The organism is Traorella massiliensis, from assembly GCF_900104665.1.
Taxonomy (GTDB): Bacteria; Bacillota_I; Bacilli_A; order Erysipelotrichales; family Erysipelotrichaceae; genus Traorella; species Traorella massiliensis.
The window spans coordinates 37,006-58,017 of record NZ_LT629967.1; the positions used below are offsets into that span (position 1 = coordinate 37,006).

A 21,012-nucleotide genomic window follows, 5' to 3' on the forward strand; every position below is an offset into this window, starting at 1 on the left:
GCTAATATTATATTTATAACTCATAAGCATGTGTAAAATCTTAATTAGATCTTGCACATGTTTTTTGGGCGCTTTAAAAAATAGCGGGGAAAAATAAAAAAACCTTTAAATATTAGCGGGGTGAATTTACCCCGCTGAAATTTTAAAGGAGCCTACTTTCATTCTAAAAATCAATCATTAATTAAAGGTTATTTATGTTTCCTATAGGTGACTCTTTTGGCGCCTTTTCTTTTGACTTTTGTCTTCTTTTCAGTAATAGAGTAAGTTTCATATAGGTTCTGCGAATAAAGAAACTTGTTCCTTGCTCTCTCAAAATTAGTAAATCCGTTGGCATTGCTGATGATCTTTTTTATATAAGTATTCTTTCCTTCGATAGGTCCGTTTGATAAACGCCTTTCATCAATCCATACAAATGAGTTTAAGATTTCATCCTTCCAGCTTCGAAGAGTCCCCGCACATCCCTTCATTTCCTCAATGCCTGAATCAAGCATATCCTTGAAAAGTTTATTCAGCTCTTCTTCTTTTGTCTTCCGATTGGTGAAACGCTTCCTGTCGCTGCTGTTGAAGCGAATAAATCTTTCCTTTAGAAAATAAGCTGTTTTTAAATGGCTATCCATTTGAAGAAGCAGATCAGCCAGATCCCTTTCTGTGATGGAATAACCCAGAATCATATCCTTTTTCTTCTTTTCGAATTCCAGTTCATTTCGATTCTTCAGTAACAGCTCGTATCTGTTTTTCAGAAGGCTGTAGGAAAACATATCACCGTTTTCTTTCTTCCTGCGCATGATCCGTTTTCTCAGAGTGTTCAGTGCATCATTGACTCTTTTTGCAGCGTGGAACGGATCGATGCAGACAGCAGCATTGGGGAAATACACAGAGGCAATATCCCTGTAGTTGCGGTACATATCGATGATGATATACTTTACAGCTTTTCTTTCCCGCAAAGGGATGGAATAGAAATAGTCACTTAAATGTTGGACATGTCTGGATTCAAGAATATCGAGGATGACTTTCTTATGGAAATCCATCATGATGAAAGCATATTTATAGCGTGAGCGCCGGTTGAAATAGAATTCATCCCAGCACAGGATATCTGTTAAGTGTTTTCTTGGGATTTGGACATGTTTATCAAAGATATCGACAACCGTTCCGACCGAGAGTCCGTAAGTGGACGCAACAGAGGAAAACGTGGAGTTGTAAGGCTTCAGAGCTTCCAGCACGCTGATGATCGTGGAAGGAGCCACCGACTTGCGGGTGGAGCCGAAAGGATGGTTTTCCACAAAAGACTTTCCACAGTGTTCGCATTTCAGACGTCTTCGCTTTGGTACTATGTCAAGAAAAAGTACCAGTTAAATTGATAGTTTTGTAATTTTGTAGTGATTGTATTTGACGATTGTAATATTCTTTTTCATATGAATCTGGACTCATGTATTGACAATGTCCATGTANGAGGAAATCCTCATTATGAAAGGAAGAAACAGACTCAATGGAATCAATTTCTTCCTCTTTTAAATTTAAAGCATTAATGATAGAATGATTCATAGCTACCTCCTTTGATAAGAATGAAATAGACCAGTAAAATTCTATCAAAGCGAGGTAGTTTTTTTAACCCCATCTAAAATTTAAAGCGAGGAAAGTCTTATCCCACTCAAAATTTAAAGCAGGGGTCATTTCCCACGATAATTTAATATACCGTTTTTTGATTAAAAATATTCCAATCAAAACAAAAACAATTCTCTTTACTTCAAAGTTTAAAACATTTATTATTTTACTGGAGGTTTTTATGAAGAGTATCAGAGGAATATTATTTGATGTAGATGATACATTATATTCACATAAACAGCACAGAATACCTGAGCTTACAAAGTATACTATTAAAAAACTGAAAGAAAATGGATATATTTTAGGAATGTGTACATCACGTTTTCCAAGAGAATTCTGCTCTTTACCTGAAAATATTTTTGATGACTTTGACTTAATAATAGCAGGAACAGGTTCTATTTATATTAGAGATGGGAAAATACTGCATATAGAAAAAATAAATGAGAGTGATACACAAAAGTATATAAATTACCTTGATCAACAAGATAGTTTATATTATTTGTGGACACCTGTGGAAGGACAGCCTCATTTCTCCAGCGAGCCTAGCGAAAATATAAAAAAACATCATTTAGAATGGGCAAAAGACTGCCCGACTGTTCAAAAATGGAATAAAGAGGCATTATGTAATATTGTCTATTATGGAGCAAACGAAAAGCAGACACAGGAAATTATTGACCTCGTGGGTGAAAAAGGTTTAGAAATTTGGGGAAACAACGGTCATATTAATCCTAACAATATTGATAAAGCATATGGAATCAAGTATTTTAGTAAATTATATAATTTAGACTTAAAGGAAATTCTATGTTTTGGTGATGGCATCAATGATATCAGTATGATCAAAGCTGCAGGAATGGGCGTAGCTGTAGGAAATGGTAAAGATGAATTAAAAAAACAGGCTGATTATATTTGTGATCCAATTGAAAATGCTGGTATTTACACTTTTTGTGTAGATCATCACTTAATTGATCCAATTGATCCAACGATATTCTTTTTTGATATTGATGGCACTACCTTTAGAAACGATATTCAAGCATCACCTGAATCTACAATCTCAACAATTCATGCATTAAGAAAAAAAGGAAAAAAATGTTGTATCTGTACTAGTAGAAGCAGTGATGAAATGATTCATTTACCTAAATCTTTTCTGAATATGTTTAATGCGATCATTCGTTTGGCTGGCGGACATATTACTATAGATGGTAAAGATTTTTATCATGAAGTAAATCATGATGAAGTTTGCCAAGCTATAAAATATTTAGATCAAAATAAGATTCCCTATCGTTATGTAACGGCCGATGAAAAAAGTTACCTTTATAATTCCACTGATGTAGGACGGATTTTGCGGACATTCAAAATAAAAAAGAATGTGGAGGTAACAGACAATGGCAAAATCATTATTTGAGGAACTGGGCGGCAAATACGAAAGGCAAGGGGATTATTTGATACCGTGCTTAACTGTACCCGCCGAAGAAGAACAGGCAATAGGCATCTGGGGGCAACGGCATTTAGATTATCTAAAACAGTACCGTAAAGTTACATACACCAATCTTCTTACAAGCGGCAGGCTAAACGCCTACCTTGCCGACATCAACAGACAGGCACAGGAACGCTTTGAAAGGCTCATAGAGGGTATGAAACAGGCACAGGGCATAACGGAACAGCTAAAGGCAGAAAACGCCTTAGAATGGACAGGATGCCTCAATAACATAAGGGCTTGTGCGAGGGAGATTGTGGAAAAGGAAATTATTTTTGCATAAACAGATGATTAGTGGCAGGGGGAAATCCTGCCGCTTTTTCTGCTTTAGTTTGTCAGCTTGACAAATAAAGGGTTAAGGAATATAATTAGATTCAGTATTATACAAGGAGTTAATAAATATGCGGCAAGGTATTCTTAAATAAACTGTCAATTTGATAGTGGGAACAAAAAGTAGCAGTCCCGTTTCACTTTTAATATGGGGCTTAGTTTTTTGTACCCAGTTTAAGAATACTTTTATCATGTAATTTTATATGCCCGAAAACATATAAGTGTTTTGGGGCTATTGGAGTTATTTACCCAGTGATAGGAGTATTTATCACTGGGTATTTTTATGCCCTTTTTTGGGTGTTGATAGGAGGAAAATCACATGAAAATAATTAACTTAGGCATTCTGGCTCACGTTGACGCAGGAAAGACAACATTAACGGAAAGTTTATTGTATACCAGTGGTGCAATTGCAGAACTAGGGAGCGTAGATGAAGGCACAACAAGGACAGATACAATGAATTTGGAGCGTCAAAGGGGAATCACTATCCAGACAGCAGTGACATCTTTTCAGTGGGAGGATGTAAAAGTCAACATTATAGATACGCCAGGCCATATGGATTTTTTGGCGGAAGTATACCGTTCTTTATCCGTATTAGACGGAGCAGTATTATTAGTTTCTGCAAAGGATGGCATACAGGCACAGACCCGTATACTGTTTCATGCACTACAGATAATGAAGATTCCGACAATTTTTTTCATCAATAAAATTGACCAAGAGGGGATTGATTTGCCAATGGTATATCGGGAAATGAAAGCAAAGCTTTCTTCGGAAATTATAGTGAAGCAAAAGGTTGGGCAGCATCCCCATATAAATGTAACGGACAATGACGATATGGAACAGTGGGATGCGGTAATTATGGGAAACGATGAACTATTAGAGAAATATATGTCAGGGAAACCGTTTAAAATGTCAGAACTGGAACAGGAAGAAAACAGGAGATTCCAAAACGGAACGTTATTTCCCGTTTATCACGGAAGCGCTAAAAACAATCTGGGGATTCGGCAGCTTATAGAAGTAATTGCCAGTAAATTTTATTCATCAACGCCTGAAGGTCAATCTGAACTATGCGGGCAGGTTTTTAAGATTGAATATTCAGAGAAAAGGCGGCGTTTTGTTTATGTGCGTATATATAGCGGAACATTGCATTTGAGGGATGTTATTAGAATATCTGAAAAAGAGAAAATAAAAATCACAGAGATGTGTGTTCCGACAAACGGTGAATTATATTCATCCGATACAGCCTGCTCTGGTGATATTGTAATTTTACCAAATGATGTTTTGCAGCTAAACAGTATTTTGGGGAACGAAATACTGTTGCCGCAGAGAAAATTTATTGAAAATCCTCTCCCTATGCTCCAAACAACGATTGCAGTAAAGAAATCTGAACAGCGGGAAATATTGCTTGGGGCACTTACAGAAATTTCAGATGGCGACCCTCTTTTAAAATATTATGTGGATACTACAACGCATGAGATTATACTTTCTTTTTTGGGGAATGTGCAGATGGAAGTCATTTGTGCCATCCTTGAGGAAAAATATCATGTGGAGGCAGAAATAAAAGAGCCTACTGTTATATATATGGAAAGACCGCTTAGAAAAGCAGAATATACCATCCACATAGAAGTCCCGCCAAATCCTTTCTGGGCTTCTGTCGGGTTGTCCATAGAGCCGCTCCCTATTGGAAGCGGAGTGCAGTATGAAAGCAGAGTTTCACTTGGATATTTAAATCAATCGTTCCAAAATGCGGTTATGGAGGGGGTTCTTTATGGCTGCGAGCAGGGGCTGTATGGATGGAAAGTGACAGACTGTAAAATCTGTTTTGAATATGGATTGTATTATAGTCCTGTAAGTACCCCCGCAGACTTTCGGCTGCTTTCCCCTATCGTATTGGAGCAGGCTTTAAAAAAAGCAGGGACAGAACTATTAGAGCCATATCTCCACTTTGAAATTTATGCACCGCAGGAATATCTCTCACGGGCGTATCATGATGCTCCAAGGTATTGTGCAGATATTGTAAGTACTCAGATAAAGAATGACGAGGTCATTCTGAAAGGAGAAATCCCTGCTAGATGTATTCAAGAATACAGGAACGATTTAACTTATTTCACAAATGGGCAGGGAGTCTGCTTGACAGAGTTAAAAGGATACCAGCCAGCTATTGGTAAATTTATTTGCCAACCCCGCCGCCCGAATAGCCGTATAGATAAGGTTCGGCATATGTTCCACAAGTTAGCTTAACAGCTTGCAAAAGTCATATAAAATGAGATTTGAAAGGATTAGAGACTAATTATGATGAAATGCGAATGGATATTGTGTCCTGTTTGTGGGAGCAAAACCCGTAATAAAATTAGGAAGGACACTGTTTTGGAGAATTATCCCCTTTATTGTCCAAAATGCAGACAAGAAAGATTGATTAAAGTTGACAACTTGAAGATAACTGTCATCAAAGAGCCAGACGCTTAAGACGCAGAGCCGATGAAATTGTGGAACAATTCACGAATCATCGGCTCTTTTTGTTTCGTATTTGAAAGAACAAACTCACCAAATAAAAAAAACGATATTCGGGTGGGTTATTTTGTTATACCCTAAATTACCCTCTGAATTTGTTTTTAAATTTGGAGGGATTTTTTTATGTCCTTTTTTCGGGCAGTTATCTATCTGCTCATACGAAGCAAAATTTATCAATACATAGCATATCAGAGAACGGCAGGAAACCAGTTAAAAAAATTTCTGCCAGTGCAACGGTACTTCTCACCTTGAAAGTAGAAGTACAATCTCCATACAATAGAATTACTATTTCCTATAACCGTAAAGGTCACAGAGCCTTTGCGGTTTTTCTTTTGTCGATTTTTGTTGGAAAGTGCCGTAGGGCTGTTTCTGATATGCGGTGTCGTTCTCCGCCTCTCCATCTGGATTTTTTACATTTCAAAAATTCAGATGGGAGGTATTTATGGTGAAATATGCACCAAGAAAGGTATATATCAGAGAAAGTGGCGGCTATGTGGAATTATCCTACACGGAGTTCTGCCGTTGCAGGGAATCCGACCAGACCTATATGGACAAGCTGTTTATCCCCATTCAAGGCTGTCTGCTTGAAGTCGTGAGGGAGCAATACACAGACTTCTACCGTGACAAGGAACGGTGGCGTTATCTGCAAAAATTAGATACAAAGAATAGACTGCTATCTCTCGACGGATTTACGGACAGCGAGGGGAATCCTCTGGACTTTATCACTGATGAAGCGGTGGACATTGCAGAAACCGTTGTCAATGCGGTCATGGTGGACAGGCTGAAAGCCGCCCTGCCTTTGCTGTCGGATAGTGAACAGGAGCTGATACAGGCAATCTTTTTTGACGGACTTTCCGAGCGTGAAGTCGGGGCGAGGTTGGGCATAACCCAGAGCGTTGTAAACAAACGCAAAGCCAGAATCCTAATAAAACTAAGAAAGATAATAGAAAATTAAAATTTAAGGCGTTCAGCCCCCTTGTTTTTTCCTTTGGGAAGATGAGGGGGCTTTTCTCTGCCCTCTCAATCAATTCTGATTGGAGGAAGTAAGAATGGCATACAACCACGGACGGGAGGACAGGAAATGGCGTATCTGGAAAGAAGCGGAGGAAAAGCTGCTGCGTGAGTGCGGCGTTGATGAAGCGACCATTGAGCAGATACGCATGGCGGACAGGGCAGACTTCAATTCCAACAGGCGGTTTTACCGATGGACGAATGACGTTGCGGAATATCTTGAGGACATGGCAGGCAGGGAGCGGCAGGCGGAAGTGGGTACGGTTGCGGAGTTACTGGAAGAGATTGAGAGCGAAAATCTCTATCAAGTATTAGTCACGGTGGACGGGCGTACCTTGAAAATCGTCCTGCTGAAAATGCAGGGGTATTCCACAAAGGAGATTGCCCCGCTTGTGCATTTGACGACTGGTGCCATCTATGCGAGGTTAGACCATCTGCGGAAGAAGCTGCGGAAAATTTTATAGCTTCTAAAACAGCCTGCCATCCTGCGGGCTACTGGGTGAGGGATGGAAATCCCCTCACTCATTTTTTGCAGGAGGACAACAGGATGGCATACAGGGTTAAGGCATACACGCTTCGGGAGGAATCCACGGAAAGCGGCACAAGGTATTTTATCAGCTTTAAGGACGGGCAGGGCAAATCCCACGAGTTGGAAGTGTCGGAACAGTTCTTTATGGAGTTTCGGCAGATGGAGCGCAGGAACAGGAATCTTTTCTAATGGGACGAGCGGCACAGGGAGTTTAACGAGGTATGGGACGAAACCCTTTACAGACGGGCGTTGCGTGTGCCTAAGAGCCTTGATGAACGCATGGTTGAGGAAGAACGGAATGAAACGCTCTATAAGGCGGTTGGGAGCCTTCCAGAGATACAAAGGCGGCGTTTCCTGCTCTACTACGAGTATGAGTTCAATTTTTACCAAATCGCCGCTATGGAGCATTGCACCGCTTCGGCAATACAGAAATCTGTTGCGATTGCAAAGGAGAAAGTAAAGGCGGAAATTGAAGAAATATCTCCAACCGTGACCGACACCGCCCGAAAAAGAAATCTGTTTTTTATTTGTGTGGGATTGGCGGCATTACATACTCTCACTTTTTTCCGTGGGAGTAAATCTATTTTTAAGGAGGTCAACGCCTATGTGCAACGAAAACAAAGACACCGCCCGAAAGGAGGAAAGCCATGCAGAAGTTACAGACAGTCAACGCCGAAACGCTCCTTTATGAACCGCTTGAGAAACCATCCTTTGTGGTGGACAGCCTTATCCCGACAGGCTTATCGCTGTTCTGCGGCTCACAGAAGATAGGCAAAAGCTGGCTCATGCTGAAGCTATGCTTATGCGTGTCGCAGGGAATCCCTTTATGGGATATGCCGACAATGGAGGGCGATGTGCTTTACCTCTGCCTTGAGGACACGTTCTGCCGCATACAGGACAGGTTATTTCGTTTGACGGACGAAGCAAGCGGGCGGCTCCACTTTGCCGTGGCAAGCTGCAAGCTGTCAGACGGTCTTATCGTGCAGCTTGAAGATTATCTGAAAGATTACCCAGACAGCAGGCTCATTGTCATTGATACCTTGCAGAAAGTCCGTACAGCTTCAAAAGACAATGCCTATGCAAGCGACTATGGGGACATCTCCCTCATCAAAGACTTTGCCGACAGGCACTCTCTGGCGGTCATTGTCGTACACCACATCCGAAAGCAGAATGACAGCGACGTGTTCAACAAGGTGTCTGGGACGACAGGATTAACGGGGAGTGCGGACGCTACCTTTGTTCTGGAAAAGGAGAAACGTGCGTCTGACACCGCCAAGCTGTATGTGACGGGCAGGGACACGCCTTATCAGGAATACACGCTGCGTTTCCGTGATTGCCGTTGGGAGCTTGTGGAGCGGAAAACGCAGGAGCAGCTTGCGAAAGAAACGATACCAGATGTCCTTTTTCGGTTGGTGGATTTTATGAGGGATAAGGAAGAATGGATAGGCACGGCAACGGAACTGTTAGCCGCTATGGGGGAAACGGAAACCATACCCACGGTGATTACGAAATGGCTGAATGAATACCGCACCACATTTTTAAGCGAGAACCGTATCTGCTACCAGTACAGCCGCAGGAAAGACGGCAGGCGGATTGCCCTTGCAAGGAGGGCGGGTGACAGCGGTGATGGTGGTGACAGCGATATTAGGATACCCCCCTGTTACTGTCATTGACGCTTAAAGCCATGTAAAGCTGGCGGCTCTGCCCTGCGGGTGACAGCAGTGACGGTGGTGACAGTGATTTTAGGATACCCTGCCGCTGTCATCCCTACGGGAGAACACCCCGTAAACGCAAAATGCAGGCGTGAGATTTACTCGCCCTTTTCGGTCGTGTAAAACCACCCCTGCGGTCAGAAAAATCATTCCGATTTTTCCGACTGCGTTTACAGGGTGTAACACACTACACTTTGCCCTGCAAAGTCGTGTGCCAGACGTTCCCTCTGGACTCCCTTAAGGCAGGGCTGTGCCCTGCTATCCTACGCCTTACGGCTTCGGATAAAAGAATGGCGGCATGACGGTGACGGCTCTTGCGAGGGGGGTATCCCAAAAACACCGTCATCATCGACATGACCGTCATGCAGGGGGTGAGGGTGACAGTTGCGGCAGTCGGCAGGGGGTATCCCAAAACTGCTGTCACCACCGTCACCGCTGTCACCCCAAAGGACGGTCACCCGCCGAAAGAAAGGAGGAATCCGCCTATGCCTTATGCAATCCTGCGTTTCCAGAAACGAAAAGCGGGCGGCGTTGCGGCTTGTGAACGCCACAACGAGCGGAAGAAAGAAGCCTACAAAAGCAACCCAGATATAGATATGGAACGCTCTAAAAACAATTACCATCTCATAGCACCACCAAAGTACACCTACAAGAAAGAGATTAACCGCATGGTAGCCGAAGCGGGGTGCAGGACAAGGAAAGACAGCGTGATGATGGTGGAAACGCTCATCACAGCTTCACCAGAATTTATGAACCAGTTACCGCCCGAAGAACAAAAAGCGTATTTCCAGACGGCTCTTGACTTCATTTCGGAGCGTGTTGGAAAGCAGAATATCCTCTCCGCTGTCGTCCATATGGACGAGAGAACGCCCCATATGCACCTCTGCTTTGTGCCGATTACGCCAGACAATAAGCTGTCAGCGAAAGCTATCTTAGGCAACCAGAAATCATTATCCGAGTGGCAGACCGCCTACCATGAGCGGATGTCCTCACGGTGGAATCAGCTTGAACGGGGGCAGTCCTCAATGGAAACCAAGCGGAAACACGTCCCCACATGGCTCTATAAATTAGGCGGCAGGCTTGATAAACAGTATGAAGAAATCGTGTCTGCCCTATCCGACATCAACGCCTTTAACGCAGGGAAGAAAAGGGATAAAGCGTTAGATTTACTCTCTGCATGGCTGCCAGACGTGGAGAAATTCTCTAAGGAAATCGGGAAACAGCAGGCGTATATCGACAGTTTGAAAGAGAGAATTGGGCAGGAATCAGACTATGCGGGGCGTATGCGTGATGAAAAGTACGAGCAGGAACTAAAGGTGCAGAAAGCGAATCAGAAGATATTTGAATTGCAGAGAACCAACGAGCAGATGGGGCGGCTGCTGTCAAAAATACCGCCCGAAGTGTTGGAAGAATTGCAGAAAAATCATAGAAGCAGAGCGAAAGAAAGGTAGATATGTGAATGAAGAAACAGGATTTTAAGGTGTTAAAGACCAAAGACTTGTACCCGTTCCCCGACAATCCGTTTCATGTGGCAGAAGATGAAACACTGTCAGAGTTAGCGGAAAGCATCAAGGAATTTGGCATTGTCACGCCGATAATCACACGCCCGAAAGAGGACGGGGACGGTTATGAAGTGATTGCAGGACAGCGGCGTGTCCGTGCTTCTGAACTTGCAGGGATAAATACCGTGCCTGCGTTTGTCCTGCCCTTAGACCGTGACCGAGCCATCATCACCCTTGTAGACAGCAATTTGCAGCGTGAGAATATCCTGCCATCGGAGCGGGCGTTTGCTTACAAGATGAAATCCGAAGCCATGAAGCGGCAGGGTTTCCGCACAGACTTAACCTCGTCACAAGTTGTGACGAAGTTGCGGACGGACGACAAGGTGGCACAGGGCTTCGGCGTGGGCAGGATGACCGTGCAGCGTTTTATCCGCCTGACGGAACTGATACCGCCGATTTTGCAGATGGTGGACGAGGGGAAAATCGCCCTCACGCCTGCGGTGGAACTGTCCTTCTTGAAGAAAGACGAGCAGGAAAACCTCTTTGCCACGATGGAGAGCGAAGAAGCAACGCCCTCACTCTCACAGGCACAGCGGATGAAACAGTTAAGCCAGAGCGGGCGGCTTGACATGGATACGATATTTGCGATTATGACGGAGGAAAAGGGCAACCAGAAAGAAACCTTGAAAATCAACACAAGCAAGCTGAAAAAATACTTTCCGAAGAACACAACGCCGAAGCAGATGGAGGAAACCATCATCAAACTTTTGGAGCGTGAGTTGCAGAGGAAACGCAACCGTGACAGCCGCTAATCTTCTTTTTTCGGGAAGTAAATACAGAGAGTTGAGGTATGGAGAATGAGAGAAATCCAGTATGAAATCGTAAAGGAAATCGCAGTATTGTCTACGGGCGACAGTGGCTACACAAAGGAAATCAATCTCATTTCATGGAATGGGAAAGAGCCGAAGTATGACATCCGCAGCTTTTCCCCGAACCGTGAAAAGTGCGGCAAGGGAATCACGCTGAACGCTGATGAAGCGGCGGCACTCCTTAAAGCATTACAGAAAGAATTAAACAGCGAGGATTAATGGTATCTGATTGGCAGGGCGGGGACATTTCCAAACTCTTCCCTGCCCTGTCTGGAAAGGAAGATTTAAGTATGGGCGAGGATAAGAAAGCAGATAAAAAGAGAAAGCGTATCGTGCCAAAAGCACCAGTGCAGATGATAATCAGCCGTGAATATGTCGGCACACAGACCGTTACAGAAGCGTTTGTCCCGATTATCTCCGAGGATATTCGGAAGAAGATTGCCGAGGGCGACACCTTCGACAATGAGGGGCTGTCCGCTTAGAATGTACGCAATGGGACATGAAAACAGATAGGACAGATACGGAGGTTTTACAGTATGGCAGGAATCAAAGAAGAAAAGAAAATCTATTTAGTCGGCATTTATTGCCGCTTATCTAAAGACGATGGTACGGATAACGAGAGTGCGAGCATTGCGACACAGAAATCCATCCTCACGGATTATGTGAAAAAGCAGGGATGGCACATAGCAAAAACGTATGTGGACGATGGTTATTCTGGTACAAATTTCCAAAGACCAAGTTTCCAGAATATGATAAAAGACATTGAAAGCGGTCTGATAAACTGCGTGATTACGAAAGATTTATCCCGTCTGGGGAGAAACTATCTTGATTGTGGGTTATATCTGGAAGTTTTCTTCCCAGAGCATAACGTGAGGTATATAGCGGTCAATGACGGCGTAGATACCTTGAATAAATCTGCTATGGACATCACGCCTTTCCGCAACATTTTAAACGAAATGTATGCCGCTGACATATCTGTTAAGATAAAATCGGCATATCGGGCGAGGTTTCAACAGGGGAAATTCATGGGAACTACCGCCCCTTATGGCTATATCAAAGACCCTGCCGACCACAACCATCTGCTGATAGATGATAAAGTGGCACATGTTGTAAAAGAGATATTCGACCTTGCATTAAAAGGGAATGGAGTTGCCAAAATTTGCAGACATCTTAATAAACAGCATATCCTACGCCCTGCCGCTTATGCGGCGGAGCGTGGCGAAACAGGCTTTGAACGTCATTTTGAGGGGAACGAGGACAAACGCTATATTTGGAGTGGGAACAGCGTGAGGAGCATTTTAAGAAGCCCGATATATGCGGGAAATCTTGTAGGCTACAAACGGATTGCCGCCAATATGAAAAGCAAGAAACGCCCCTCTAAGCTGCCCGAAGAATGGGAAGTGATACCCAATACCCATGAGGGAATAGTCACGCAGGAGGAATTTGATATTGTCCAACAGCTTATTACAAGTCGTAGGCTTCCACAGAACAAGGGAGGATTTGTAAATATTTTTGCAGGCGTTATCAAGTGTGTGGACTGCGGATGTGCTCTGCGGGCAATGAACGTACACAGGAGGAAACGCCCAGAGATTATCGACTGTGTACAGTATTCATGTAATAATTATGCAAGAAACGGAAGAAGCGAGTGTAGTGCCCACAATATAGAAGCAAGGGATTTATTCAATGCCGTTCTTGCCGACATCAACTGTTTTGCGGATATGGCAGTGAATGATGAAAAGGCGGTCAGGGCCATAGAAAAGCGGCTCACGGAAACAGACCAGAGCAGGGCGAAAGCATTAGAGAAAGAACGTAAGAAGCTGAACAAACGCCTTGCGGAACTGGACAGGCTGTTTTCCTCTCTCTACGAGGATAAGGTCATGGAGCGTATTACCGAGCGGAATTTTGAGATGATGTCGGGGAAATACCAGAAAGAGCAGCTTGAAATTGAAGCAAGGCTGAAAGAGGTGACGGAAACTCTTAATGAAAGCTACGAGAAATCACGGGGAATCCGTGACTTCCTCGCCCTTATCCGAAATTATCAAGGCTTAAAAGAACTGGATGCAACAGTTATAAACGCACTCATAGACAAGATACTTGTTTCGGAGCGTGAGAAGATGGCAGACGGAACAGTGAAGCAGGAAATCAAGATTTACTATAAATTCATCGGCTTTGTCGATGAATTACATATCATACCTACAAAACGGTGGGCAGCAATGCCCGCTAAAAATTGTACGGTGTGCGGCGTTGAATATGTCCCGGGCTCTGGTGCATCAAGGTATTGTCCTGCTTGTGCCAAGAAGATACGGAGGGAGAAATCAAACGAGAGCAAACGCAGGAGCAGAGAACAGAAAAGGATAGCATGTATGAACTGTCCGCAAAAAATGACCGACTGAATTTGTACGTGGATTATTTAAGTATCAGTATGGCATGATACCACCAGAAAAAAATATGAAAATGAAAAAGTGATACATCTTCAATATTATCCTTATAAAGAATCACAAAACAATGATTTAGATAAGATATTTATGAAATCTAAAGTTACTCATTTAAATATTTCTCATGAAATCACACAAGAAAATACCGATAAAGGCAGTGCTATTTTAAAAGTTGCGGAATACTATGGCTATAATCGTGAGAACACCGTAGCTTTTGGAGATGGTGAAAATGATATAACAATGTTGAAAAATGCTCAAATCGGTATTGCGATGGGAAATGCATGTCAACAATGTCTGGATGTTGCTGATTATGTAACAGAGAGAATTGAAGATGATGGATTATATAATGCCTGTAAGCATTTTAAGTGGATCGAATCTTAAATCAAACCTATTATTTTTGTCAAAAAAAGGTGATCATAAAATCACCTTTTTAATATAATCAAAAGTTTTTCAGACCTGTAAAGTAATTTACTTCACATAGTCAGTTTCATCATTTCTATTCATTGATTTTTCTTTTTCAAAGCCATCAGGATACCTTTGCGCAAGCTTATCCAGATTCATTTGAAAAATACTTTCTAAATCATAATCAAGCGCATAAGCCGTTTCTGCGAGATACCACGCTACATCTCCAAGTTCTTTCGCTAACTTTTCACGATTCAGTTCATGACCCTGTGCCAAATGTTTTTTCACAAGATCAATCACTTCTCCAGACTCTCCGCAAAGCCCCATAACGCCATTAATCAACACTTCAGATTTTGAGAGTGACGGATTCAGCGTACGCAACGCCTGTTTTTGATAATCATTTGCTTTCATCATGCTTTTTAATGTAATGGAAGGCGCTCTGAGCTGCAATTGCCCCATCGCCTGCTGCTGTTACCACCTGGCGAATCGTTTTCTTTCGAACATCCCCTGCCGCAAAAATTCCTTCAACAGCCGTCGCCATTTCTTCATCAGTTACAATATAACCATGTTCATCACAAATACCCAGATCTTTCGCATAAGATGTAATTGGATCTGAACCTACATATGGGAATACTGCACTTGTTTCCATAACATACTCTTCATTTGTCACAACATTTTTTACTCTGATCCCATTCACTCTTTTGCCATCATCCAATATTTCCAAAGGAACGATTTTTTTCATGATTTCAATCTTATCATTCGCATAGGCTTCATCCTGAATATTTTTATCCGCACGCAGCTCATTTCTTACCAAAACATTAACTTTGCTTGCAAACTGCGTTAAATAAGAAGCTTCTTCTAAAGCACTGTTTCCTCCACCGATAACGGTAATCACTTTATTTTTGAAAAATGCACCATCACAAATCGCACAATAGGAAACCCCACGACCTACATTCTTTTCTTCGCCTGGAATATTTAACTTACGTTCTAATGTCCCCGTCGCAAGAATCAGTGCCTTACCCGTAATTTTACTATCATCAGTACAGATAACCGTTTTCCCTTCTATCTTGCTGACTTCACCAACAATATATTCAGCACCTAAATGAGTCGCATGATTCAATAGATTCATGGCTAGCGTTGTCCCTTCCATTGATTCAATACCTGGATAATTCTCAATATGTGCTGTCTTCACAAGCTTTCCACCTGGCGCATATGATTCTAACACCGCTACAGACAGACCGCTTCTTGCACCATAAATGGCAGCACTTAGTCCTGCTGGACCACCACCTACCACAACAAGGTCGAATTGTCGCTCCATTCTCTTTCCTCCTTCAACAGTTCACAAAACTGTTTCCATTCTGTAATAATTGCGCAAGGATGAGTTTTTTCAATAGCGTTTTTTCTTTCTTCGTCAAAAACAACACCTACTGAAAAAGCAGCCATATTTTTAGCGGCCATTACATCACTTGGCGAATCACCACAATAAATTAAATCATCATGCCCTTTGTTTAAAAGAGCACATCCTTTTAATAAACCATCTGGATCAGGTTTTGCCTTCTCCATCTGTTCTTTACATACCACAACATCAAAGTAACTATCAATGCCACAGAAAGCTAATCCATGTTTCACTGTTGATTCCACTTTATTAGAAACAGCACCTATCGCATAACCGTTTTCTTTACAGTAATCCAGCATCTCTACGACACCCGGCAATACCTTGACCATTTCATCGTGATGAGCAAGATTATATTCCCGATATTCCCGTGCATATTGATCAATCGTCGCTCCATCAGCTTCTGGATATAATTCTTTTAATGTTACTTCAAGAGGCGGTCCCGATAAATTCTTATACTCAGCAGGACTTAATTCCTTTTGTAAAGCATGACGTTCAATCACATGCTTATAACTAGCCGTTATCAGAGGTATCGTATCAATCAGGGTACCATCCACATCAAATAGAATAACTGGTTTTTCTTTCTTAAACGGATAATAATTCTTAAAGACACGGTCGTATACACCTAAAAGACCTAACAGACCGATCAGAATCAATGCCACAGAAACAAGCTGAGCTGTTTTCAGCGGACCAATCATCAATGAGTCTGTTCTAAAACCTTCAATAAAGAAACGAATCATTCCTTCCCACATAAAGTAAGCATACATGAGGTCTCCACGTTTCTTTCGCCCATAACGATTAAATATAAAACGAATCAGAATAAATCCGATCAGGTTTCCTATACCTTCATAAAGAAAGGTTGGCATATGATAAGCACCATCAATATACATTCCATCTTTAATGAAATCCGGCAGCCAATTTAAGCTTTCAGAACTTACAACAGGTCCAAAAGCCTCCTGATTGACAAAATTCCCCCATCTGCCAATCATCTGTCCAATTAATACATTTGGAAATATCGCATCTCCAAAGCGTAAAAGATGGATCTTATTTTTCCGGCAGTAATATATTGAAAATATAACTGCCGCAAATACACCGCCATGAAATGCAAGTCCGCCTTCCCAGATATATAATATAGAGATCGGATCTTTTACATAACGCTGCCACTCAAACGCACAGTACCAAAGACGTGCCCCAACATAAGCAACTGGCAATAAATAGAAAAGAAAATCCTCGATCTTTTCTTTATCAACTTTCATCTTTAATAAAGTATGCCGTGACAAATAATATGCAACGATAAAACCTAAAATGCTTAACACTGCATACCACGTAATTGACAAGGGACCAATTTCAAGAAAAATCTGTCTTGTTGGAAAAAAACTCATGATTCATTTCCTCCGTTCTTGTTGAACTCAATATAGCGAAGAATCCTTTCCTCGAACTCTTTAGCGCTATCCTGCCCCATGCTGCTAAGCAGATAATTCGTCACCGCTGACTCAATGATTGCTGCCATAGAACGCCCTTCTTTGACTGGAAGTTCGAGCTTTGGAATAGAAACACCTAAAATATCCTTATATTTCTTTTTTTCTATACCTACACGATCATAATCTTTTTCGACTTGCCATGGTTCTAAATGAATATTTAAATCTATCTTCGTTTTATCTAATACACTGCTGACACCAAACATCTTCGATACATTAATAATTCCAACACCACGTATTTCTAACATTTCTTTTAATACAGGCGGTGACTGACCGATAATTTCCTGATGCATCAAAAAACAATCAACACGGTCATCGGCTATCAAAAGATGACCCTTTTTAATTAGTTCCAGGGCGATTTCGCTTTTACCCATACCACTCTCTCCTGTGAGCAGTACGCCTTTCCCATAGATCTGTACCAAAACTCCATGCAATGAAGTCATAGGTGCCATCTTTTCATCTAAAAAAGTAACAGTATCAATGATGACACGATAGGTTTCTTCATGTGTACATAACACTGGAAATTTTTTTCGCTGTGCAATTTCACGAAGAAGATCCGGACACTGAGCTCCATGAGTAATGATGATACAAGGCGTTTCATCCTGTGTCAGGTATTCAAAGCTCGTGAATTGAGCCTCATGACTCATGCCCTGAATATACCCCATTTCTTTATTACCCAAAATAACGATCCTCTCACGTTGCGAATGAAGATAATAACCTGTCAATTCCAATCCGGGACGATTAGTATCCGCTACGAGAATCTCCCTTTCTAAAGAGAGTTCATCACCAGTCACTTGAACATAATTTAAATGCTCTTTCAAATCTTTTACAGTAACTTTTCTTTCTCCCATCTTATCCCTCCATGACTTTCTTCAGATACTGTCCAGTATAGCTCTTTTCACAGGCAATCACTTCATCAACACTTCCGCTAACGATTAGCTGACCACCCTCATCGCCGCCTTCTGGTCCTAAATCAATAATGTAATCTGCACATTTAATAACGTCAAGATTATGTTCAATAACAATGACCGTATCACCATTATCCACAATACGCATCAACACTTCCATTAATTTCTTCACATCATGTGTATGCAACCCTGTCGTTGGTTCATCAAGAACAAAAAGTGTCTTACCAGTTGCCTTTCGCTGAAGTTCACTCGCCAGTTTGACACGCTGTGCCTCGCCTCCTGAAAGCGTTGTTGCACTTTGTCCAAGCTTTACATAACCTAAACCAACATCCTGCAATGTTTTTAAACGATGAGCAATCTTTGGAACATTCTTGAAAAATTCCACACTTTCCTCAACGCTCATCTCCAATACATCATAAATATTCTTTCCTTTATATGTAACAGCTAAAGTTTCCTCATTATATCGTTTACCTTCACAAACATCACATGGTACATAAACATCAGGAAGGAAATGCATTGATATTTTTAAGATACCATCTCCCTGACAAGCTTCACAACGCCCGCCTTTGACATTAAATGAAAATCTTCCTTTATCATAACCACGCATCTTGGCATCATTTGTCTGAGCAAAAAGTTCACGAATATCATCAAAAACACCTGTATAAGTAGCAGGATTTGAACGTGGTGTACGCCCAATCGGATCCTGTGAAATATCAATGATCTTATCAATATTTTTTAGTCCTTTGATCTTCTTACATGCCCCCGGTTCAACACGTGTCCTTCCTAATGCCGCCTGAATTCCCTTTGTCAAAACTTCATTTACTAATGAACTCTTACCGCTGCCGCTCACTCCGGTAACAACGCAAAGAGTTCCCAAAGGTATTTTCACATCAATATTTTTTAAATTATTTTGTGTAGCACCTACGATCTCTAAATATTTACCATTTCCTTTACGACGTTTTTCAGGAATTGGGATCGACCATCTCTTAGAAAGATAATTTCCGGTAATTGAATTTTCATTCTTCATGATTTCCTGCGGGGTACCACAAGCAACCAGTTCACCGCCATGAATTCCCGCATACGGACCAATATCGATGATATAATCACTTTCCATCATCGTTTCTTCATCATGTTCCACGACAATCAGCGAATTCCCTAGATCACGCATCGCTTTCAGCGACTCAATCAAACGTGCATTATCACGCTGATGCAAACCAATGCTCGGCTCATCTAAAACATAAAGAACTCCGGAAAGATGGCTGCCAATCTGAGTAGCCAATCGGATACGCTGCGCTTCTCCACCACTCAGCGTTCCAGCCAATCGATCAAGTGTCAGATAATTCAACCCGACATTATTCAAAAACTGGCAACGTTCCCTGATTTCTTTTAAAATCAATTTGCTGATTTCCTGCTGTTTTGGTGTTAGTTCCAAATGATCCATAAATTCTAATGCCTGTTTGATCGACATCTGTGTCCACTCATAAATATTCTTACCACCGACTCTTACACTTAAAGCCTGGCGATTCAAACGTTTACCTCCACAAGTCGGACAAGTAGACTCACTTAAAAAACTGCCATACCATTCCCTAGAAAATGAAGATGTCGTCTCTGCATATCTTCTTTCGATCAGCTTACAGACACCCTCGATATATTCTGTTTTATTATAACTATTGCCATTTTTCGAAGTAATCGTATAAGAAATCGGCTCATCTGCACCTTCACAGATAATCCTCATTTCTTTCTTTGTCATTTGATTCAACGGCTTATCAATATCAATATGATAATGATCCAATAATGCCTTAAATCGTAACCATTCGATATTCTCTTTTACAATAATATTCTTATAGTAAGCAATACCACCCTGACGTATCGTTTTTGTCTTATCTGGCATCAGATAATTCAAATTCACCTTCTGGGTAACACCTAACCCTTTACATGTTTCACAAGCTCCTAAAGGTGCGTTAAATGAGAAAAGACGGGGTTCTAGCGTAGGTACGCTAAATCCGCATATCTTACAGCTAAAATTCTCAGAGAAAAGAATTTCTTCATTGTTATAGCAGACAAGTGCCATTCCTTTTCCTAATTTCAAAGCACTCTCCAATGAGTCATTCAAACGTGAACGATCGTTTGATTTCACAATACGATCCACAACGACATCAATAGTATGTTTAATATTCTTATCTAATAATTTAACATCCTCAATATATTTAATTTCACCATCAACACGAACACGCACATAACCTTCAGAGCGCAATGACTCTAAAAGATCTTTGTGTGTTCCCTTCTTATTAACAACCACCGGAGCACAAATCATGATTCGTGTTTTATCTTCAATCTCCATGATGCGATCTACCATCTGTTTGATCGTCTGCCCTTCAATCGGCTCATTATGATCCGGACAGTAAGGCACGCCGATACGTGCATACAAAAGACGTAAATAATCATAAATCTCAGTTACCGTTCCTACAGTACTTCGTGGATTATTGTGCGTTGTTTTCTGATCGATCGAAATCGCCGGTGACAACCCTTCTATACTATCAACATCAGGCTTTTCACTATTACCCAGAAACTGTCGAGCATAGGCACTTAAACTTTCCATATATCTGCGTTGACCTTCAGCATAAATCGTATCAAAAGCCAGTGAAGTCTTACCACTCCCGCTGACACCAGTCATGATCACAAATTTATTACGTGGAATCTCAACATCTATATTTTTCAGATTATTCTCTCTGGCACCTTTTATAACTATCTTATCATTCGACATAGCATCCTCCAAATTCCTTCTTATTATACCCCAGTTTATCCGTCATTGAAATATATTTGACTCTTTTAACAAAACCTCAAAAATCAGACAAATA

Annotated in this window: 20 protein-coding genes; 14 read left to right on the forward strand and 6 right to left on the reverse strand. The window is 41.6% G+C overall.

Annotated features, from left to right (window positions below; translation table 11 throughout):
* Positions 1-188: 188 nt before the first annotated feature.
* Complete coding sequence (locus BQ5367_RS12955; RefSeq protein ID WP_083383112.1) at positions 189-1,349, reverse strand: ISL3 family transposase; 1,161 nt, start codon at positions 1,347-1,349, stop codon at positions 189-191.
* Between the two features lie 434 nt (positions 1,350-1,783).
* Between BQ5367_RS12955 and BQ5367_RS01330 the strand changes: the two genes are divergently transcribed.
* The 14 genes from BQ5367_RS01330 (at position 1,784) to BQ5367_RS01390 (ending at position 14,354) form a co-directional block, all read left to right on the forward strand.
* Complete coding sequence (locus BQ5367_RS01330; RefSeq protein WP_071440796.1) at positions 1,784-3,004, forward strand: HAD-IIB family hydrolase; 1,221 nt, start codon at positions 1,784-1,786, stop codon at positions 3,002-3,004.
* Entirely contained in the window at positions 2,985-3,359 is a 375-nt protein-coding gene (locus tag BQ5367_RS01335; RefSeq protein ID WP_001129922.1) for a TnpV protein, read from the forward strand. Before BQ5367_RS01330 ends, BQ5367_RS01335 begins: the two co-directional genes overlap by 20 nt.
* Before the next feature lie 366 nt (positions 3,360-3,725).
* Positions 3,726-5,645: a tetracycline resistance ribosomal protection protein Tet(O) gene (gene tet(O), locus BQ5367_RS01340; protein WP_000691758.1), complete on the forward strand. Its 1,920-nt coding sequence runs from the start codon at positions 3,726-3,728 to the stop codon at positions 5,643-5,645.
* Positions 5,646-5,699: 54 nt separating this feature from the next.
* On the forward strand, positions 5,700-5,870 hold the full coding sequence (locus BQ5367_RS12960) for a cysteine-rich KTR domain-containing protein (protein ID WP_004614788.1): 171 nt from the start codon (positions 5,700-5,702) through the stop codon (positions 5,868-5,870).
* A gap of 487 nt (positions 5,871-6,357) precedes the next feature.
* Positions 6,358-6,870 carry a sigma-70 family RNA polymerase sigma factor gene (locus BQ5367_RS01345; RefSeq protein WP_000241709.1) on the forward strand — a complete coding sequence of 171 codons (513 nt, stop codon included), beginning with the start codon at positions 6,358-6,360 and terminating at the stop codon, positions 6,868-6,870.
* A gap of 94 nt (positions 6,871-6,964) precedes the next feature.
* Complete coding sequence (locus BQ5367_RS01350) at positions 6,965-7,390, forward strand: RNA polymerase sigma factor (protein WP_000323895.1); 426 nt, start codon at positions 6,965-6,967, stop codon at positions 7,388-7,390.
* A gap of 83 nt (positions 7,391-7,473) precedes the next feature.
* Positions 7,474-7,644, forward strand: a complete 171-nt coding sequence (locus BQ5367_RS14045) for a hypothetical protein (protein WP_000331638.1) — start codon at positions 7,474-7,476, stop codon at positions 7,642-7,644.
* 458 nt (positions 7,645-8,102) lie between these two features.
* A complete protein-coding gene (locus BQ5367_RS01360) occupies positions 8,103-9,128 on the forward strand; it encodes an AAA family ATPase (protein ID WP_001170964.1) in 1,026 nt (341 codons plus the stop codon).
* A 524-nt stretch (positions 9,129-9,652) separates the two neighbouring features.
* Positions 9,653-10,618 carry a MobV family relaxase gene (gene mobV / locus BQ5367_RS01365; RefSeq protein ID WP_001820668.1) on the forward strand — a complete coding sequence of 322 codons (966 nt, stop codon included), beginning with the start codon at positions 9,653-9,655 and terminating at the stop codon, positions 10,616-10,618.
* Between the two features lie 8 nt (positions 10,619-10,626).
* Entirely contained in the window at positions 10,627-11,481 is an 855-nt protein-coding gene (locus tag BQ5367_RS01370; RefSeq protein WP_000743700.1) for a ParB/RepB/Spo0J family partition protein, read from the forward strand.
* A 45-nt stretch (positions 11,482-11,526) separates the two neighbouring features.
* Positions 11,527-11,757 (forward strand): YdbC family protein, encoded by a 231-nt coding sequence (locus BQ5367_RS01375; RefSeq protein WP_001206986.1) that lies wholly within the window; start codon positions 11,527-11,529, stop codon positions 11,755-11,757.
* A complete protein-coding gene (locus BQ5367_RS01380; RefSeq protein ID WP_000253176.1) occupies positions 11,757-12,020 on the forward strand; it encodes a hypothetical protein in 264 nt (87 codons plus the stop codon). The genes BQ5367_RS01375 and BQ5367_RS01380 overlap by 1 nt, the downstream gene beginning before the upstream one ends.
* Before the next feature lie 54 nt (positions 12,021-12,074).
* Positions 12,075-13,931, forward strand: a complete 1,857-nt coding sequence (locus BQ5367_RS01385) for a recombinase family protein (RefSeq protein WP_001820670.1) — start codon at positions 12,075-12,077, stop codon at positions 13,929-13,931.
* 69 nt (positions 13,932-14,000) lie between these two features.
* Positions 14,001-14,354, forward strand: a complete 354-nt coding sequence (locus BQ5367_RS01390; protein WP_071440797.1) for an HAD family hydrolase — start codon at positions 14,001-14,003, stop codon at positions 14,352-14,354.
* A gap of 87 nt (positions 14,355-14,441) precedes the next feature.
* On the opposite strand, the gene BQ5367_RS01395 is transcribed toward BQ5367_RS01390, so the two are convergent.
* The 5 genes from BQ5367_RS01395 to uvrA are packed head-to-tail and all read right to left on the reverse strand — an operon-like array spanning position 14,442 to position 20,918.
* Positions 14,442-14,825, reverse strand: a complete 384-nt coding sequence (locus BQ5367_RS01395) for a nucleoside triphosphate pyrophosphohydrolase family protein (protein ID WP_235858717.1) — start codon at positions 14,823-14,825, stop codon at positions 14,442-14,444.
* Positions 14,773-15,693, reverse strand: a complete 921-nt coding sequence (locus BQ5367_RS01400; RefSeq protein ID WP_071440799.1) for an NAD(P)/FAD-dependent oxidoreductase — start codon at positions 15,691-15,693, stop codon at positions 14,773-14,775. The genes BQ5367_RS01395 and BQ5367_RS01400 overlap by 53 nt, the downstream gene beginning before the upstream one ends.
* Positions 15,663-17,150 carry a prolipoprotein diacylglyceryl transferase gene (gene lgt, locus BQ5367_RS01405; protein WP_071440800.1) on the reverse strand — a complete coding sequence of 496 codons (1,488 nt, stop codon included), beginning with the start codon at positions 17,148-17,150 and terminating at the stop codon, positions 15,663-15,665. Before lgt ends, BQ5367_RS01400 begins: the two co-directional genes overlap by 31 nt.
* Positions 17,147-18,097 carry an HPr(Ser) kinase/phosphatase gene (hprK, locus tag BQ5367_RS01410; protein ID WP_071440801.1) on the reverse strand — a complete coding sequence of 317 codons (951 nt, stop codon included), beginning with the start codon at positions 18,095-18,097 and terminating at the stop codon, positions 17,147-17,149. The genes lgt and hprK overlap by 4 nt, the downstream gene beginning before the upstream one ends.
* Position 18,098: 1 nt before the next feature.
* The gene (gene uvrA / locus BQ5367_RS01415) at positions 18,099-20,918 is read right to left on the reverse strand and encodes an excinuclease ABC subunit UvrA (RefSeq protein ID WP_071440802.1); all 2,820 of its coding nucleotides are present in this window, start codon (positions 20,916-20,918) and stop codon (positions 18,099-18,101) included.
* Positions 20,919-21,012: the final 94 nt, after the last annotated feature.

Excerpts from the sequence above, each read along its gene's own strand:
- BQ5367_RS01330 (WP_071440796.1), top strand. The coding sequence starts at position 1,784 with ATGAAGAGTATCAGAGGAATATTATTTGATGTAGATGATACATTATAT.
- BQ5367_RS01335 (WP_001129922.1), top strand. The coding sequence starts at position 2,985 with ATGGCAAAATCATTATTTGAGGAACTGGGCGGCAAATACGAAAGGCAA.
- BQ5367_RS12960 (WP_004614788.1), top strand. The coding sequence starts at position 5,700 with ATGAAATGCGAATGGATATTGTGTCCTGTTTGTGGGAGCAAAACCCGT.
- BQ5367_RS01345 (WP_000241709.1), top strand. The coding sequence starts at position 6,358 with ATGGTGAAATATGCACCAAGAAAGGTATATATCAGAGAAAGTGGCGGC.
- BQ5367_RS01350 (WP_000323895.1), top strand. The coding sequence starts at position 6,965 with ATGGCATACAACCACGGACGGGAGGACAGGAAATGGCGTATCTGGAAA.
- BQ5367_RS14045 (WP_000331638.1), top strand. The coding sequence starts at position 7,474 with ATGGCATACAGGGTTAAGGCATACACGCTTCGGGAGGAATCCACGGAA.
- BQ5367_RS01360 (WP_001170964.1), top strand. The coding sequence starts at position 8,103 with ATGCAGAAGTTACAGACAGTCAACGCCGAAACGCTCCTTTATGAACCG.
- mobV (WP_001820668.1), top strand. The coding sequence starts at position 9,653 with ATGCCTTATGCAATCCTGCGTTTCCAGAAACGAAAAGCGGGCGGCGTT.
- BQ5367_RS01370 (WP_000743700.1), top strand. The coding sequence starts at position 10,627 with ATGAAGAAACAGGATTTTAAGGTGTTAAAGACCAAAGACTTGTACCCG.
- BQ5367_RS01375 (WP_001206986.1), top strand. The coding sequence starts at position 11,527 with ATGAGAGAAATCCAGTATGAAATCGTAAAGGAAATCGCAGTATTGTCT.
- BQ5367_RS01380 (WP_000253176.1), top strand. The coding sequence starts at position 11,757 with ATGGTATCTGATTGGCAGGGCGGGGACATTTCCAAACTCTTCCCTGCC.
- BQ5367_RS01385 (WP_001820670.1), top strand. The coding sequence starts at position 12,075 with ATGGCAGGAATCAAAGAAGAAAAGAAAATCTATTTAGTCGGCATTTAT.
- BQ5367_RS01400 (WP_071440799.1), bottom strand. The coding sequence starts at position 15,693 with ATGGAGCGACAATTCGACCTTGTTGTGGTAGGTGGTGGTCCAGCAGGA.
- lgt (WP_071440800.1), bottom strand. The coding sequence starts at position 17,150 with ATGAGTTTTTTTCCAACAAGACAGATTTTTCTTGAAATTGGTCCCTTG.
- hprK (WP_071440801.1), bottom strand. The coding sequence starts at position 18,097 with ATGGGAGAAAGAAAAGTTACTGTAAAAGATTTGAAAGAGCATTTAAAT.
- uvrA (WP_071440802.1), bottom strand. The coding sequence starts at position 20,918 with ATGTCGAATGATAAGATAGTTATAAAAGGTGCCAGAGAGAATAATCTG.